This window comes from Pseudomonas sp. B19(2017) (genome assembly GCF_002113165.1).
Classification (GTDB): Bacteria; Pseudomonadota; Gammaproteobacteria; order Pseudomonadales; family Pseudomonadaceae; genus Aquipseudomonas.
Genome location: NZ_NEJR01000012.1, coordinates 83,315 through 97,822, shown reverse-complemented (window position 1 = coordinate 97,822; position 14,508 = coordinate 83,315). Strand labels below are relative to the sequence as shown.

General features: G+C 66.0%; 18 protein-coding genes and 1 riboswitch. Of the genes, 12 read left to right on the top strand and 6 right to left on the bottom strand.

The genetic code is table 11. The features are described 5' to 3' along the window. Positions 1 to 18: 18 nt before the first annotated feature. Both CAF70_RS17225 and CAF70_RS17220 read right to left on the bottom strand, forming a co-directional pair. The gene (locus CAF70_RS17225; protein ID WP_085626140.1) at positions 19 to 678 is read right to left on the bottom strand and encodes a methyltransferase; all 660 of its coding nucleotides are present in this window, start codon (positions 676 to 678) and stop codon (positions 19 to 21) included. After that, positions 679 to 1,131, bottom strand: coding sequence for a YbaY family lipoprotein (locus CAF70_RS17220; RefSeq protein WP_085626139.1), 453 nt, complete (start codon positions 1,129 to 1,131; stop codon positions 679 to 681). 106 nt (positions 1,132 to 1,237) lie between these two features. Between CAF70_RS17220 and nrdR the strand changes: the two genes are divergently transcribed. The 12 genes from nrdR (at position 1,238) to CAF70_RS17155 (ending at position 10,070) form a co-directional block, all read left to right on the top strand. Next, entirely contained in the window at positions 1,238 to 1,702 is a 465-nt protein-coding gene (gene nrdR / locus CAF70_RS17215) for a transcriptional regulator NrdR (RefSeq protein WP_009685710.1), read from the top strand. A 2-nt stretch (positions 1,703 to 1,704) separates the two neighbouring features. Next, positions 1,705 to 2,835, top strand: coding sequence for a bifunctional diaminohydroxyphosphoribosylaminopyrimidine deaminase/5-amino-6-(5-phosphoribosylamino)uracil reductase RibD (ribD, locus tag CAF70_RS17210; RefSeq protein WP_085626138.1), 1,131 nt, complete (start codon positions 1,705 to 1,707; stop codon positions 2,833 to 2,835). A 42-nt stretch (positions 2,836 to 2,877) separates the two neighbouring features. Continuing rightward, entirely contained in the window at positions 2,878 to 3,543 is a 666-nt protein-coding gene (locus CAF70_RS17205; RefSeq protein ID WP_003255399.1) for a riboflavin synthase, read from the top strand. 18 nt (positions 3,544 to 3,561) lie between these two features. Continuing rightward, positions 3,562 to 4,653, top strand: a complete 1,092-nt coding sequence (gene ribBA, locus CAF70_RS17200; protein WP_085626137.1) for a bifunctional 3,4-dihydroxy-2-butanone-4-phosphate synthase/GTP cyclohydrolase II — start codon at positions 3,562 to 3,564, stop codon at positions 4,651 to 4,653. Between the two features lie 92 nt (positions 4,654 to 4,745). Then, the gene (ribE, locus tag CAF70_RS17195) at positions 4,746 to 5,222 is read left to right on the top strand and encodes a 6,7-dimethyl-8-ribityllumazine synthase (RefSeq protein ID WP_003255395.1); all 477 of its coding nucleotides are present in this window, start codon (positions 4,746 to 4,748) and stop codon (positions 5,220 to 5,222) included. Continuing rightward, entirely contained in the window at positions 5,219 to 5,719 is a 501-nt protein-coding gene (gene nusB / locus CAF70_RS17190; RefSeq protein ID WP_085626136.1) for a transcription antitermination factor NusB, read from the top strand. Before ribE ends, nusB begins: the two co-directional genes overlap by 4 nt. 18 nt (positions 5,720 to 5,737) lie before the next feature. Next, positions 5,738 to 6,706, top strand: coding sequence for a thiamine-phosphate kinase (gene thiL, locus CAF70_RS17185; RefSeq protein WP_085626135.1), 969 nt, complete (start codon positions 5,738 to 5,740; stop codon positions 6,704 to 6,706). After that, positions 6,703 to 7,206, top strand: a complete 504-nt coding sequence (locus CAF70_RS17180; RefSeq protein ID WP_085626134.1) for a phosphatidylglycerophosphatase A — start codon at positions 6,703 to 6,705, stop codon at positions 7,204 to 7,206. The genes thiL and CAF70_RS17180 overlap by 4 nt, the downstream gene beginning before the upstream one ends. 16 nt (positions 7,207 to 7,222) lie before the next feature. After that, positions 7,223 to 7,963, top strand: a complete 741-nt coding sequence (locus CAF70_RS17175) for an ABC transporter substrate-binding protein (RefSeq protein WP_085626133.1) — start codon at positions 7,223 to 7,225, stop codon at positions 7,961 to 7,963. 261 nt (positions 7,964 to 8,224) lie between these two features. Next, positions 8,225 to 8,842: a GTP cyclohydrolase II gene (ribA, locus tag CAF70_RS17165; RefSeq protein WP_003255389.1), complete on the top strand. Its 618-nt coding sequence runs from the start codon at positions 8,225 to 8,227 to the stop codon at positions 8,840 to 8,842. Then, positions 8,839 to 9,258, top strand: a complete 420-nt coding sequence (locus tag CAF70_RS17160; RefSeq protein ID WP_085626132.1) for an MFS transporter — start codon at positions 8,839 to 8,841, stop codon at positions 9,256 to 9,258. Before ribA ends, CAF70_RS17160 begins: the two co-directional genes overlap by 4 nt. Beyond that, positions 9,258 to 10,070, top strand: coding sequence for a cobalamin-binding protein (locus tag CAF70_RS17155; RefSeq protein ID WP_085626131.1), 813 nt, complete (start codon positions 9,258 to 9,260; stop codon positions 10,068 to 10,070). The genes CAF70_RS17160 and CAF70_RS17155 overlap by 1 nt, the downstream gene beginning before the upstream one ends. Positions 10,071 to 10,201: 131 nt before the next feature. On the opposite strand, the gene dxs is transcribed toward CAF70_RS17155, so the two are convergent. From dxs to ribB, 4 genes are all read right to left on the bottom strand, one after another. Next, positions 10,202 to 12,097 (bottom strand): 1-deoxy-D-xylulose-5-phosphate synthase, encoded by a 1,896-nt coding sequence (dxs, locus tag CAF70_RS17150; protein WP_085626130.1) that lies wholly within the window; start codon positions 12,095 to 12,097, stop codon positions 10,202 to 10,204. A gap of 203 nt (positions 12,098 to 12,300) precedes the next feature. After that, positions 12,301 to 13,188, bottom strand: coding sequence for a (2E,6E)-farnesyl diphosphate synthase (gene ispA, locus CAF70_RS17145; protein ID WP_085626129.1), 888 nt, complete (start codon positions 13,186 to 13,188; stop codon positions 12,301 to 12,303). Then, a complete protein-coding gene (locus CAF70_RS17140; RefSeq protein WP_003255380.1) occupies positions 13,185 to 13,427 on the bottom strand; it encodes an exodeoxyribonuclease VII small subunit in 243 nt (80 codons plus the stop codon). Before CAF70_RS17140 ends, ispA begins: the two co-directional genes overlap by 4 nt. A gap of 196 nt (positions 13,428 to 13,623) precedes the next feature. Continuing rightward, positions 13,624 to 14,274 carry a 3,4-dihydroxy-2-butanone-4-phosphate synthase gene (gene ribB / locus CAF70_RS17135; protein ID WP_025337529.1) on the bottom strand — a complete coding sequence of 217 codons (651 nt, stop codon included), beginning with the start codon at positions 14,272 to 14,274 and terminating at the stop codon, positions 13,624 to 13,626. A gap of 80 nt (positions 14,275 to 14,354) precedes the next feature. Beyond that, positions 14,355 to 14,496, bottom strand: a riboswitch (FMN riboswitch). Positions 14,497 to 14,508: the final 12 nt, after the last annotated feature.

Sequence of the window (14,508 nt, the reverse complement as noted above, 5' to 3'; positions counted from 1 at the left end):
AACTCGTGAATGACACCACTATAAGGTGTCGCGGCTGGCGTGGTACAGGCTGACCCGGCGGAATTCGTGCGGCTCGGCCAGGTCCGGCAGGGTCAGCGCTTCGAGCACGCCCAGTTGCCGGTACAGCGGGTGGCTGAAGTCGCGTACCCGCGAGTCGGCCACCAGCGCCTGGCGCCCGCGGTCGAGGAAGGCATCCAGCAGCGGCAGGTTGGCGCGGTCGTACAGCACATCGGCCACCAGGATCAGGTCGAAGCGGTCGTCCTCGGCAAAGAAATCGCTGCTGTAACCCAGTTCCACTCCGTTCAGCGCGGCATTTGCGCGGCAGGCATCGAGTGCCAGCGGGTCGAGGTCGCAGGCTACCACTTCCAGCGCACCGGCGCGGGCAGCGGCAATACCGGCGATACCGGAGCCGGCGCCAAAATCCAGCACGCGCTTGCCGGCTACCCATTGCGGGTGCTCGGCCAGGTAACGGGCCATGGCCAGGCCGCTGGCCCAGCAAAAGCTCCAGTAGGGCGGTTCGTCAAGAATGCGCCGGGTCTCTTCGCTGCTGAAGGCGCGGTCCATGTTCTGGTCGTCGATCAGCCACAGCCTGAGGTCGCAGCCGGGCAGCTCGCTGACGACAAGACGCGCTTCGCCGATCAGGCCGCTGAGGGCCTGTTGCAAGGAGACTGGCGCCACTTACGGCGCCTTCTCGAAACGCAGTGGGCCGATGGCCTGGGTCTGGGCCTGGGTAATGCGCACCGGCGGCAGGTGCATGATCAGCTGGCCGGAACGGCTGGCGCGGCCGCGCAGCTCGACCCGGGCGCCGGCGGGGAACGCCTCGGGGTTGAAGCGCAATTGGTAGGGTAAGGCCTGGCCGGTGCCGGTCAGGTTGCTGCTGGCCAGCAGGCGTTGGGGGCGGTCGCGTTCGTCGATGACCAGCAAGGCCAGCTCCACGTCGGCACCGGCAGGGATTTCCAGCAAGGTGCCGCTCAGCTCGCGCTGGTAGGCCGGCAGCGGGCCCAGTACTGCGGCCGGCTTGGCCGTGCGGGCTGGCGTGGGGGCCGCAGGGGCGTCGGGCTTCGGCCTGTCGCTGCCGCAGGCGGCGAGCAGGGCGGCGCAGCACAGCACGACGAGCGCTCGGTAATGCATGGGGTAGTCCTTCACGGGCAGATTTGCCATGGATGTTAACCCCTTTGGCTTGTCTTGCCAGTGGGATGCGCTACCATGGCCCTCCCTTTTTTTGTTGCCTGCCACCATGCACTGTCCCTTTTGCGGTGCCAACGACACCAAGGTCATCGACTCTCGCCTCGTCGCCGAGGGCGAGCAGGTGCGCCGCCGCCGCGAATGCGTCGCCTGCGGCGAGCGCTTCACCACCTTCGAAACCGCCGAGCTGGTGCTGCCCCGGCTGATCAAGCAGGACGGCACGCGCCAGCCCTTCGACGAAGATAAACTGCGCGCCGGCATGCAGCGGGCGCTGGAAAAACGCCCGGTCAGCGTCGAGCGCCTGGAAGCGGCGCTGGCGCATATCAAGAGCCGCCTGCGTGCCACCGGTGAACGCGAAGTCAAATCGTTGGTGGTGGGCGAAATGGTCATGGCCGAGCTGCGCAAGCTCGACGAAGTGGCCTATATCCGTTTTGCCTCGGTTTACCGGCGCTTCCAGGACCTCGACGAGTTCCGCGAAGAAATCGACCGCCTGGCTCGCGAGCCGGCTAAAGAGTGACCATGCCCAGCCAAGCTGCGATCCTCGACGCCCACTACATGGCCCGCGCGCTGGAGCTGGCGCGCAAGGGCCTGTACAGCACCCACCCGAACCCGCGCGTAGGCTGCGTGATCGTGCGCGATGGCGAGGTGGTCGGCGAAGGCTGGCATGTGCGCGCCGGCGAACCGCATGCCGAAGTGCATGCGCTGCGCCAGGCAGGTGAGCGTGCCCGTGGCGCCTGTGCCTATGTCACTCTCGAGCCGTGCAGCCACCATGGCCGCACACCGCCGTGCGCCGAAGCGCTGGTCAATGCCGGCGTGGCACGAGTGGTGGCCGCCATGCAGGACCCCAACCCGCAAGTGGCGGGGCAGGGCCTGCGGCGCCTGGCCGAGGCCGGTATCGAAGTGGCCAGCGGCGTGCTCGAGGCCGAGGCCCGTGCACTCAATCCCGGTTTCCTCAAGCGCATGGAGCACGGCCTGCCGTTCGTTCGCGCCAAACTGGCCATGAGCCTGGATGGCCGCACTGCCATGGCCAGTGGCGAAAGCCAGTGGATCACCGGCCCCGCCGCCCGCTCGGCGGTGCAGCGCCTGCGCGCCCGTTCCAGCGTGGTGCTGACCAGCGCCGCCAGCGTGTTGGCCGATAACGCACGGATGACCGTGCGCGGCGCCGAACTGGGCCTGGATGCCGAAACCACCGCTCTTGCACTCAGCCGCACACCGCTGCGCGTGCTGGTCGATGGCCGCCTGCGCCTGCCGCTGGATGCCCCGTTCTTCCAGGCCGGCCCGGCGCTGGTGGTGACCGCTGTCGCAGATGACCCGCGCTATGCCGCTGGTGGCCACGAACTGCTCAGCCTGCCGGGTGACAATGGCCAGGTGGACCTGCCGGCGCTGCTGCAAGCCCTGGCGGCCCGTGGCGTCAACGAAATCCTGCTGGAAGCCGGTGCCGGCCTGGTCGGCGCCTTCGCCCGGCAAGGCCTGGTCGACGAATACCAGTTGTTCGTCGCCGGCACCTTCCTCGGTTCCCAGGCCCGCCCGCTGCTGGACTGGCCACTGGACCGGATGAGTGAAGCGCCGCGGCTGAAAATTACCGAAATGCGCGCAGTGGGCGATGACTGGCGGGTCACGGCCATCCCCCTGCCGGCGCCCGGCGTATAATGCCGGGCTTGCCCCGCGCAAACCGTTTTTGAGGAAGACCCCATGTTCACCGGCATCATCGAATCCATCGGCACCATCCGCAGCCTGACCCCCAAGGGTGGCGACGTGCGCGTCTACGTCGAAACCGGCAAGCTCGACCTGGGTGACGTCAAGCTCGGCGACAGCATCGCCGTCAACGGCGTGTGCCTGACCGCCGTCGAACTGCCGGGTGACGGCTTCTGGGCCGACGTCAGCGTCGAAACCCTCAAGCGCACCGCCTTCATCGACCTCAAGAGCGGCAGCAAGGTCAACCTGGAAAAAGCCCTCACCCCCACTACCCGGCTGGGCGGGCACCTGGTCAGCGGCCACGTCGACGGCGTCGGCGAAATCATCTCGCGCAGCGATAACGCCCGCGCCATCCAGTTCCGCGTGCGTGCACCGAAGGAACTGGCCAAGTACATCGCCCACAAGGGTTCGATCACCGTCGACGGCACCAGCCTGACGGTCAACGAGGTCAATGGCGCCGAGTTCGAGCTGACCATTGTCCCGCACACCCTGTCCGAAACCATCATGGCCGACTACCGCGCAGGGCGTCGGGTAAACCTTGAGGTCGACCTGCTGGCCCGTTACCTGGAGCGCTTGCTGCTGGGTGACAAGGCTGCCGAACCGAGCAAGGGCAGTGGCATTACCGAAAGCTTCCTGGCCGCCAACGGCTTCTTGAAATCCTGATTGAGAAGGGGGTGCCGCGTGGCGCTCAACAGTATCGAAGAACTGGTCGAAGACATCCGCCAGGGCAAAATGGTCATCCTCATGGATGACGAAGACCGTGAAAACGAAGGCGACATCATCATGGCAGCGGAGTGCTGCCTGCCCGAGCACATCAACTTCATGGCCAAGCACGCTCGTGGCCTGATCTGCATGCCGATGACCCGCGAGCGTTGCGAAACGCTGAAGCTGCCGCTGATGGCGCCGCGCAACGGCTCGGGCTTCGGTACCAAGTTCACCGTGTCGATCGAAGCCGCCGAAGGTGTCACCACCGGCATCTCCGCCGCTGACCGCGCCCGCACCGTACAGGCGGCCGCTGCCAAGGATGCCAAGGCCGAAGACATCGTCAGCCCTGGCCACATCTTCCCGCTGATGGCCCAGCCTGGCGGCACCCTGGCCCGTGCCGGCCACACCGAAGCCGCCTGCGACCTGGCGCGCATGGCCGGGTTCGAGCCGAGCGGCGTGATCTGCGAAGTGATGAACGATGACGGCACCATGTCGCGCCGCGCCGAACTGGAAGTGTTCGCTGCCGAGCACGGCCTGAAGATTGGCACCATCGCCGACCTGATCCACTACCGCATGATCCACGAGCGCACCGTGCAGCGCGTCTCCGAGCAACCGGTGGAGAGCGAGCTGGGCGAGTTCAACCTGGTCACCTACCGCGACGCGGTGGAAGGCGACGTGCACATGGCCCTGACCCTGGGCAAGATCTGCGCCGAAGAGCCGACCCTGGTGCGGGTGCACAACATGGACCCACTGCGCGACCTGCTGCTGGTCAAGCAACCGGGCCGCTGGAGCCTGCGCGCGGCCATGGCCGCCGTGGCCGAGGCCGGCAGCGGCGTGGTATTGCTGCTGGGCCACCCGCTGGACGGCGACGTGCTGCTGGCGCACATCCGCGAAAGCGCCGGCGATGCCCCCGCCAAGGTACCGACCACCTACAGCACCGTGGGTGCCGGTTCGCAGATCCTGCGTGACCTCGGTGTGCGCAAGATGCGCCTGATGAGTTCGCCGATGAAGTTCAACGCGATATCCGGATTCGATCTGGAAGTTGTAGAATACGTGCCCTCCGAGTGACTTGAGGCGGCAATGACGCCCTCCAGCTCGAGTCCATACCCCTGTCGAGGCCGCCCGTATGCGGCCTCGCTCTTGAAGATGAGAATATCGGAATGACCCTGAAGACCATCGAAGGTACCTTCATCGCCCCCAAAGGTCGCTATGCTTTGGTGGTTGGCCGCTTCAACAGCTTCGTCGTCGAAAGCCTGGTAAGCGGTGCCGTTGATGCCCTGGTACGCCACGGTGTCAGCGAAAGCGACATCACCATCATCCGTGCCCCGGGTGCATTCGAAATCCCGCTGGTGGCACAGAAGGTCGCCCAGCAAGGCGCCTACGACGCGATCATCGCCCTGGGCGCGGTGATCCGTGGTGGTACCCCGCACTTCGAATACGTGGCGGGCGAATGCACCAAGGGCCTGGCCCAGGTGTCCATGGAGTTCGGTGTTCCGGTGGCCTTCGGCGTACTGACCGTCGACTCCATCGAGCAAGCCATCGAGCGTTCCGGCACCAAGGCCGGCAACAAAGGTGCTGAAGCTGCCCTGTCCGCTCTGGAAATGGTCAGCCTGCTGGCGCAGTTGGAGGCCAAGTGATTAGCGACGAAAGCGATCGTTTCAACCCGCGCGATCCAAAACCTGCGGATGCCGGCAAGCCCTCGAAGAGCGCCAAGCGCCGCGAAGCCCGCAAGCTCGCGACCCAGGCGCTGTACCAGTGGCACATGGCGCAGCATTCGCTGAACGAGATCGAAGCGCAGTTCCGGGTCGATAACGATTTCTCCGATGTCGACGGCGCTTATTTCCGCGAGATCCTGCATGGGGTCCCGGCGATCAAGAGCGAAATCGACAACGCCCTGAAGCCATGCCTGGACCTGGCACTGGAAGAGCTCGACCCGGTCGAGCTGGCGGTGCTGCGTCTGTCCACCTGGGAGTTCATCAAGCGCGTCGACGTACCGTACCGCGTGGTGATCAACGAAGGTGTCGAGCTGGCCAAGGTCTTTGGTGCCACCGACGGCCACAAGTTTGTCAATGGCGTATTGGACAAGCTGGCCCCGAACCTGCGCGAAGCAGAAGTCAAGGCGAACAAGCGCTGATTCTGGCGCTTGCGGACCATGGGTGAGTTCGAGCTGATCAGCCATTACTTTGCCGCCGCGCCCTGTGCGCAAGGCGGTGACGGTGTGGCCTTGGGCATCGGCGACGACTGCGCCCTGCTGAGCCTTCCCGCCGGCGAGCAACTGGCGGTGTCCACCGACACCCTGGTCGCCGGGGTGCATTTTCCGGCGGTGTGCGACCCGTGGTTGCTCGGCCAGCGTTCGCTGGCCGTGGCGGCCAGCGACCTGGCGGCCATGGGCGCCACTCCCATCGGTTTCACCCTTGCCCTGACCTTGCCCGAGGTCAGCGCCGACTGGCTGCAAGCCTACGCCAGCGGCCTGAACCGCATGGCCAGCCACTGCCAGCTGAGCCTGATCGGTGGCGACACTACCCGTGGCCCCCTGAGCATCACCATGACCGTGTTCGGCCGGGTTCCGGCGGGGCAGGCGTTGCGCCGTGACGGCGCTCGCCCGGGCGATCTGCTGTGCGTGGGGGGCGAGCTGGGTAACGCGGCGGGGGCCTTGCCGCTGGTACTGGGCCAGCGCCAGGCCGATGCCGCGCTGGCGCAGCCGTTGCTCGATCATTACTGGTCGCCGTCGCCGCAGTTCGCCCTGGGCCAGTTGCTGCGCGGGCGTGCCACCTCGGCACTGGACATTTCCGACGGCCTGCTGGCCGACTGTGGGCATATCGCCAAGGCCTCCCGCGTGGCGCTCGAGGTGAACCTGGAGCAGGTACCGATGTCATCTGCCCTGCAGGGCCTGCTCGGCACCGAGGCGGCTATACACGCGGCGCTGACCGGTGGCGACGACTATGTGCTGGCGTTCACCTTGCCGCCAGACCAGCTTTCATCCCTGCAGGCACAAGGCCTGGCGGCGCTGCATGTCATCGGGCGGGTGCTCGAAGGGCAGGGTGTCAGCCTGCGCGACCGGCAGGGCCGGGACATAACCCCGCGGCAACGCGGCTATCAACATTTTAGGGAGACACCGTGACCGATCACCCCAACCAGGTGCCTGCGGAGTTCGTTCCGCCTTCGGTCAGGCGCAACCCGTGGCACTTCATCGCCTTCGGCTTCGGCTCCGGCACCTTGCCCAAGGCGCCGGGTACCTGGGGCTCGCTGGTGGCCATCCCGTTCATCCCGCTGTGGCAGATGCTGCCCGACTGGGGCTACTGGCTGTTGCTGGGCGTGAGCATGCTGTTCGGCTTCTGGCTCTGCGGCAAGGTCGCCAATGATTTGCGCGTGCACGACCACGAAGGCATTGTCTGGGACGAGATCGTCGGCATGTGGATAACCCTCTGGCTGGTGCCGGAAGGCTGGCAATGGCTGCTGGCGGGGTTCCTGATGTTCCGTTTCTTCGACATCCTCAAACCGTGGCCGATCCGCTGGGTCGACCGGCATGTGCATGGGGGCGTCGGGATCATGCTCGACGATATCCTGGCCGGCGTGTTTGCCTGGTTAAGCATGCAGGTTCTGGTGTGGGCGGTTGCCTGATACAGGGAGCGGATGGATGGCCATGAGGGCGATGCTGCTGGTAATGCTGCTGAGCCTCGCCCCTTGGGCGGCTGCCGAAGGTGTGCCGAAGCAGGTCCACCTGGTCAGCGAAGAGTGGCTCGACTACACCAACGCCGACGGTACCGGGGTGGCCTGGGATGTGCTGCGCAAGGTGTTCGAGCCGGCCGGGGTCAAGGTGGTGACCCAGAGCGCGCCCTACAGCCGTGCCGTCGGGCTGGTGAAGCGTGGCGAGGCAGACGCCTGGGTAGGCTCATACAAGGAAGAGAACGACGACAACCTGTACCCGCGCTGGCACTTCGACATGGACCACATTTATGCCCTGGGGCTGGCCAGCAAGCCTGTGCCTACCCAGCAGACCATAGGCCGCTACCGCCTGGCCTGGGTGCGTGGCTACGACTTCGGCAGCTACCTGCCGAATGTGCATGATTTTCGCGAGGTCCAGCGCCGCGAAGGTATCCTGCCAATGCTGGAGCATGACCGTGTGGACTTCTACATCGATGCGCTGACCGAGGTCGACTACGTGCTCGGCCAGACCTCCCAGCCCGAGCGCTTCCGCCGCAGCCATGTGGCCGAGCTGCCGCTGTACCTGGCCTTTGCCCGCAACGACCAGGCCAAGGCCCTGCGCGACCTGTTCGACAAGCGCATGGCCGAACTGGTACGCAGTGGCGAGCTCAAGCCCATATTCGAGCACTGGCAGCAGCCGTATCCGTTCAGGCCCGACAGCAAACCGCATTGAGACGCAGAGCGCCAAGGCATGTGCGGTCCCTGTGGGAGCGGGTTTACCCGCGAACACCGGCGAAGCCGGTGCCAGGCACCGCGCTGGCTTCTTCGCGGGTAAACCCGCTCCCACAGAAACCGCGTGGGGCACGGTTGATTGGTGGCCTAATAAGCATCGAACTTTTCGATCTTACCCCACGGTATTCAGCCAGCCCATATCCCCCAACCTGCTGATACAATCGGCCCACGAGAAATTTTCAACTTATTCCAGGAGCACAACGTGCCCGTCGTCTTTGTTGCCGCCTCTAAACTCCCGACGCCCTTCGCGACCTTCACCATGCATGGCTTCCTCGACGAAGCCACCGGCCGTGAGCACGTGGTGCTCAGCCTGGGTGACATCGCGGACGGCCAGCCGGTGCTGGGGCGCCTGCACTCCGAGTGCCTGACCGGCGATGCCCTGTTCAGCCAGCGCTGCGACTGCGGTTCACAGCTGGAAGCCGCGCTGCAGGCAATCGCCCGTGAAGGCCGTGGCGTGCTGCTGTACCTGCGCCAGGAAGGCCGCGGCATCGGCCTGCTGAACAAGATTCGCGCCTACGAGCTGCAGGATGGTGGCGCCGATACCGTCGAGGCCAACGAGCGCCTGGGCTTTGCCGCCGACCAGCGCGACTACGCCATATGCCTGCCGATGCTGGAGCACCTGGGCGTGAAGTCGCTGCGCCTGATGACCAACAACCCGCGCAAGGTCAAAGCCCTGACCGACATGAACATCGTCGTCGCCGAGCGCGTACCGCTGCATACCGGGCACAACCCGCACAACCGCTACTACCTGGCGACGAAGGCCGGCAAGCTGGGCCATATGCTGGGTAACGAGCACCAGGGCGAGGTGCCTCAGGCGTGACTCGCGCCGAGGTCAAGCGGCGCCTGGCGCTGGCCTGGTGGCAGTACCTGGCAGTGGGCCTGGTGCCGCTGCCGGTGATGGCCTGGGCCTTCGGTGGTGGTGATGCGCTGGCCTCGGTGCTGGCCATGCCGCTGTTCATTGCCGGCGCGGCGACCATGTTCCTCAGCCTGCCGCGCTTCGGTGCCTACAAGCGCGCCCTCATCGCCACTTCCAAGGTGCTTGGCACAGGCGAAGAACCTGCCGCCTGGATCGAGCTGGCGCGGGTGCGGCGCCTGGCCATGCTGTATGCCTGCTTCCCCGCCTGGGTTGCCGCCCTGTCGGTACTGGTCGGCCTGGAGGCGGTGCCGCAGATCCTGCTGGCGTTGTCCACCGTGGTGGTGCTGTACCTCTATCGCATTCCCCGCCAGCTCGGCTGATGCGCCTGCTGCCCGGCCTGTTGGCGCTGTTCGCCTGCTCCGCACTGGCTGGCGAACCGCTGCGGGTGGTCAGCCTGGCCCCGTCGATGAGCGAGATCATGCTCGAACTGCAGGCCGATGACCTGCTGGTCGGTGTGCTTGACGGTGGCGAACGGCCGGCGGCGCTGCGCGAGCTGCCCTCGGTGGGGCGCCAGGGGCAGCTGGACATGGAGCGCCTGCTCAGCCTGCGCCCCGACCTGTTGCTGCTGTGGCCGGGCAGCGTGCCGCCGGCCCAACGTGACCAGCTCAAGCGCCTGGGCATCGCTACCTTCAGCGCCGAACCCCATGATATAGACCAACTGATCGAGCAGATCGAAGCCATTGCTGAGCGTGTCGGCCGTGCCGAACAGGGCCGGCGGTATGCCCAGGCCTTGCGTGACCGGTTGCGGCAGTTGCGCCAGCAGTATCGAAGGGCCGAGCCCTTGCAGGTGTTCTACCAGGTCTGGGACCGTCCGCTGTACACGCTCGGTGGCCGGCAGGTGGTCAGCGATGCCCTGGCCGTTTGCGGGGCGCGTAATGTCTTTGCCGATCTCGCCCAGCCGGCGCCGCAGGTAGATGTGGAATCTGTGCTGCTGCGCAACCCCCAGGTCATCCTGGCGGGTGATGAAGCGCAACTGGCGAGCTGGAGGGCCTGGCCGCAACTGCGTGCGGTTGCCGATGAGCATTTGCTGGTGGTGCCGGACAAAGGCCTGGAGCGGCCCAGTGGGCAGATGATTGAAGCAACGGCGCGGTTGTGTGCGTTGCTCGAGGCTAAAGCGCCGGCGGCCAAGTGAGCTTCTGCGAGGGCTGCGCCCTCGATCGCTGGCAAGCCAGGCTCCCACAGGGATAGCGCATGTCTTGAGGCTGGCGCGGTCGAGGTGGGAGCTGGCTTGCCGGCGAATGGGCCGCAAAGCGGCCCCAGGGTTTACAGGCCTAGCCTGGCCATCCGAGCCTTCACCGAAGCCCCGATCCCTGCCGCATCAAGCCCACACTCAGCCAGCATCTGCGCAGGCTTGGCATGCTCGACATAGATGTCCGGCAACCCCAGGTGCAACAGCGGTTTCACGATCGCCTCTTTGGCCAGGAACTCACCAACAGCCGCACCGGCACCGCCCATGATGGCGTTTTCTTCGATGGTCACCAGCAGGTCATGGCGTGCGGCCAGCTCCAGCACCAGCGCCTCGTCCAGCGGTTTGACAAAGCGCATGTCGACCACGGTAGCGTTGATCTGCTCGGCTACCTGCATGGCCTCGGCCAGTTGCACGCCAAACACCAGCAAGGCGACTTTCTCGCCTTGGCGACGGACCACGCCCTTGCCGATTTCCAGCGGTTCCAGGTCACCACTGATCGGCGCGTTCGGGCCGGTGCCACGCGGGTAGCGCACAGCTGCCGGGCCGTTGTACAGGTGGCCGGTGCTGAGCATCTTGCGCAGCTCGTTCTCGTCGCTTGGGGTCATTACCAGCATGCCCGGGATACAGCGCAGGTACGACAGGTCGTAGCTGCCCGCGTGGGTCGGGCCGTCTTCGCCGACCAGGCCGGCGCGGTCGATGGCGAACAGTACGTCGAGGTTCTGTACCGCCACGTCGTGAATCAGCTGGTCGTAGGCGCGCTGCAGGAAGGTAGAGTAGATCGCCACCACCGGCTTGCTGCCCTCGCAGGCCATGCCGGCCGCCAGGGTCACGGCATGCTGCTCGGCGATCGCCACGTCGAAATAACGCTCCGGGTAGCGCTCGCTGAAATCGACCAGGTCGGAGCCTTCCTTCATCGCCGGGGTAATGCCCACCAGGCGGTTGTCGGCGGCGGCCATGTCGCACAGCCACTGGCCGAACACCGCGGAGTATTTCGGGCCGCTGGCCTTCTTCGGTGCAGCGGGTTTGTCGACCGGCTCCAGCTTGGTGATGGCGTGGTAGCCGATGGGGTCGATCTCGGCCGGGGCGAAGCCCTTGCCCTTCTTGGTCACCACGTGCAGGAACTGCGGGCCCTTGAGGTCACGCATGTTGCGCAGGGTGGCGATCATGGTCGGCAGGTCGTGGCCGTCGATCGGGCCGATGTAGTTCCAGCCCAGTTCTTCGAACAGCGTGCCCGGCACCAGCATGCCTTTGGCGTACTCCTCGGTGCGGCGGGCGATTTCCCAGGCGCCCGGCAGGCGCGACAGCACTTTCTTGCTGCCTTCGCGCATGCTTGCGTAGGTACGGCTGGAAAGGATCTTGGCCAGGTAGTTGGACAGGCCGCCGACATTGCGCGAAATCGACATGTCGTTGTCGTTGAGGATCACCAGCATGTCGGCGTTGACTTCCTGGGCGTGGTTCAACGCCTCGAAGGCCATGCCGGCGGTCAGCGCGCCATCACCGATCACCGCGATCGACTTGCGGTCGCTGTTCTGCAAGCGGGAGGCAATGGCCATGCCCAGTGCGGCGCTGATCGACGTGCTGGAGTGGCCGACGCCGAAGGTGTCGTACTCGCTCTCGCTGCGGCGCGGGAAGGCGGCGATGCCGTCCTTCTGGCGCAGGCTGAGCATGCGCTTACGGCGCCCGGTGAGGATCTTGTGCGGGTAGGCCTGGTGGCCCACGTCCCACACCAGCCGGTCGTCGGGGGTGTCGAAGACGTAGTGCAGGGCGATGGTCAGTTCGATGACGCCCAGGCCGGCACCAAAATGCCCACCGGTCTGACCCACGGTGTAGAGCAATTCCTGGCGCAGTTCGTCAGCCAGGGTCTCCAGGTCGGCTTCGGCCAGCCGGCGCAGGCCGGCAGGCGTGTCAGCGCGGTCGAGCAACGGCGTGACCGGGCGTTCGCGGGGGATCTCTTGAAACGTCGTGGGCATCAGGCGAGTCGTTATAGGTGTGTGAAGACGCGGCAGTTTACCCCATTGTAGGAAATACTGCCCATTCAGACGGGTGTCGCATTGGGGCTGCTGTGCAGCCCTTCGCGGGCGCGCCCGCTCCCAGAGGTACAGGGCTCGAGAGCGGTGAGGGCCCTGTGGGAGCGGGCGCGCCCGCGAAGGGCCGCACAGCGGCCCCAATCAAATCAGTTGCGGCGTTCGACGATGTAACGCGCCAGCGCCCGCAGCGGCTCGGCCTTTTCGCCGAAGCCTTCCAGTGCGACCAGCGCCTGGTCGCGCAGTTCGATCGCATAGGCCTTGGCCGCTTCCAGGCCCAGCAGCGCCGGGTAGGTCGGTTTGTCACGGGCGATATCGGCCCCTTGGCGTTTGCCCAAGGTGGCGGTATCGCTTTCCACGTCGAGAATATCGTCCTGCACCTGGAAGGCCAGGCCGATCGCCTGTGCATAGGTCTGCAGGGCATCCAGTTGCACCTGCTCTGCGCGGGCGCTGGCCAGGGCGCCGAGGCGCACGCTGGCTTCGATCAGTGCACCGGTCTTGTGCCGGTGCATGAATTCCAGCGCCTGCTGGTCCAGCTTCAGGCCCACCGAACCGAGGTCGATGGCTTGCCCCCCGACCATGCCTGCCGGGCCGGCCGCCTTGGCCAGGGCCTGGACCATGGCCAGGCGAATGCTGTCGGCCTGCGGGCTCAGGCGCGGGTCGAGCAGGGCGCTGAAGGCCAGGCTCTGCAAACCGTCGCCGGCGAGGATCGCGCAGGCCTCATCGAAGGCCTTGTGGGTGGTCGGCTGGCCACGGCGCAGGTCGTCGTCATCCATGGCCGGCAGGTCGTCATGCACCAGCGAGTAGGCGTGGATCAGTTCCACCGCACAGGCCGCGCCGTTGGCCTGTTCGGCCGGGGCGCCCAAGGCTTCGCAGGCCGCATAGGCCAGCAACGGGCGCACGCGTTTGCCACCGTTCATCACGCTGTAGCGCATGGCGGCGTAAAGGCGTTCGAGTTCCTTGGTCGGGGCGACGAACAACGGTTCCAGGGCGGCGTCGACCCGCGCCTGGCAACTGGCCTGGTAGGTGCCGATCATGCTTCCGGCTCCGCGTCGAAGGGCTGGGCAGCCAGTTCGCCATCGCGTTCCAGCAGGATCTGCACCTTCTGCTCGGCCTGGGCCAGGGCGCCCTGGCAGTCACGGGTCAGGGCGATGCCTTGCTCGAAGGCGGCCAGCGACTCTTCCAGCGACAACTCGCCGTTCTCCAGGCGCTCGACCAGTGCTTGCAGGTCTGCGAGGGATTGCTCGAAATCGAGGGAGGCTTTTTTGCGGGCCATGGCGACTGTCTCGGTGGCATTCAGAACGGCGCGACACTAGCAGAGCGGGGCGGGGGGAGCAAACTTCAGGGGTAATGAGGTGTGTTTCAAGGGCCCTTTCGCGGGCACGCCCGCTCCCACAGTGCACCACAGGTCTTGAAGGCTGTGGTGTACCTGTGGGAGCGGGCGTGCCCGCGAATGGCCCCGAGGTGGCCTATCAGGCTGGCTCTGCTTCCAGCTCCAGCATGGCCTCACGGTACCGCGCCAGTTCCTCGATGGTCAGCACCGGCAGATTGTATTGCCGCGCATACACCGCTACCTGCTCGCCACGGGCCATCGTGCCATCGGGGTTCATCAGTTCGCACAGCACCGCTGCCGGGCGCAAGCCGGCCAGGCGTGCCAGGTCTACCGAGCCTTCGGTATGCCCACGGCGAGTCAGCACCCCGCCATTGCGGGCGCGCAGCGGGAACACATGCCCCGGGCTGACGATATGGCGCTGGTCTGCGGTGGAGCGCAGTGCCGCGCCAATGGTGGTGATGCGGTCCTGGGCGGAAACCCCGGTGGTGATACCTTCCGCCGCCTCGATGGTGACGGTGAAGCCGGTGCCATGGCGGGCCTGGTTGTTCTGCACCATGGGTGCCAGTTGCAGTTCGTCGACGGTGGCCTCGTCCAGGCACAGGCAGACGATGCCGCTGCAATCGCGGATCATCATGGCCATGGTCTGCAGCGAGATGTTCTCGGCGGCGGCGATGATGTCCGCTTCGTCCTCGCGGTCGTCGTCGTCGAGCAGCAGCACGGGGCGCCCGGCCTGGAAGGCGGCGATGGCTGCGGAAACATTGGGGAATTGCGGGTGGTGCCTGGTGGACATGAAACGCTCCTCGTGAATGATCGATGAACGTCTCGGGGCGAACAAAATGCGTGCGCAGGGGCGCCCGAATGGCCCCTGCCTGACGCCTTCTTTCATCCGGACTATGACCGTCGGCTCTGGAGTCTCACCAGATCTGCTGACCCCCGGCATGGCCGGGGCGCTCGCGGGCTCATCTTTCGATTTACCGCCGGTGGGGACTTTCACCCCGCCCTGAAGACCGGCCAAGCATACAGC

Bases quoted from the DNA above. Each gene is read 5' to 3' on its own strand.
- CAF70_RS17220 (WP_085626139.1), bottom strand. From the start codon at position 1,131: ATGCATTACCGAGCGCTCGTCGTGCTGTGCTGCGCCGCCCTGCTCGCC.
- nrdR (WP_009685710.1), top strand. From the start codon at position 1,238: ATGCACTGTCCCTTTTGCGGTGCCAACGACACCAAGGTCATCGACTCT.
- ribD (WP_085626138.1), top strand. From the start codon at position 1,705: ATGCCCAGCCAAGCTGCGATCCTCGACGCCCACTACATGGCCCGCGCG.
- CAF70_RS17205 (WP_003255399.1), top strand. From the start codon at position 2,878: ATGTTCACCGGCATCATCGAATCCATCGGCACCATCCGCAGCCTGACC.
- ribE (WP_003255395.1), top strand. From the start codon at position 4,746: ATGACCCTGAAGACCATCGAAGGTACCTTCATCGCCCCCAAAGGTCGC.
- thiL (WP_085626135.1), top strand. From the start codon at position 5,738: ATGGGTGAGTTCGAGCTGATCAGCCATTACTTTGCCGCCGCGCCCTGT.
- CAF70_RS17175 (WP_085626133.1), top strand. From the start codon at position 7,223: ATGGCCATGAGGGCGATGCTGCTGGTAATGCTGCTGAGCCTCGCCCCT.
- CAF70_RS17155 (WP_085626131.1), top strand. From the start codon at position 9,258: ATGCGCCTGCTGCCCGGCCTGTTGGCGCTGTTCGCCTGCTCCGCACTG.
- dxs (WP_085626130.1), bottom strand. From the start codon at position 12,097: ATGCCCACGACGTTTCAAGAGATCCCCCGCGAACGCCCGGTCACGCCG.
- ispA (WP_085626129.1), bottom strand. From the start codon at position 13,188: ATGATCGGCACCTACCAGGCCAGTTGCCAGGCGCGGGTCGACGCCGCC.
- CAF70_RS17140 (WP_003255380.1), bottom strand. From the start codon at position 13,427: ATGGCCCGCAAAAAAGCCTCCCTCGATTTCGAGCAATCCCTCGCAGAC.
- ribB (WP_025337529.1), bottom strand. From the start codon at position 14,274: ATGTCCACCAGGCACCACCCGCAATTCCCCAATGTTTCCGCAGCCATC.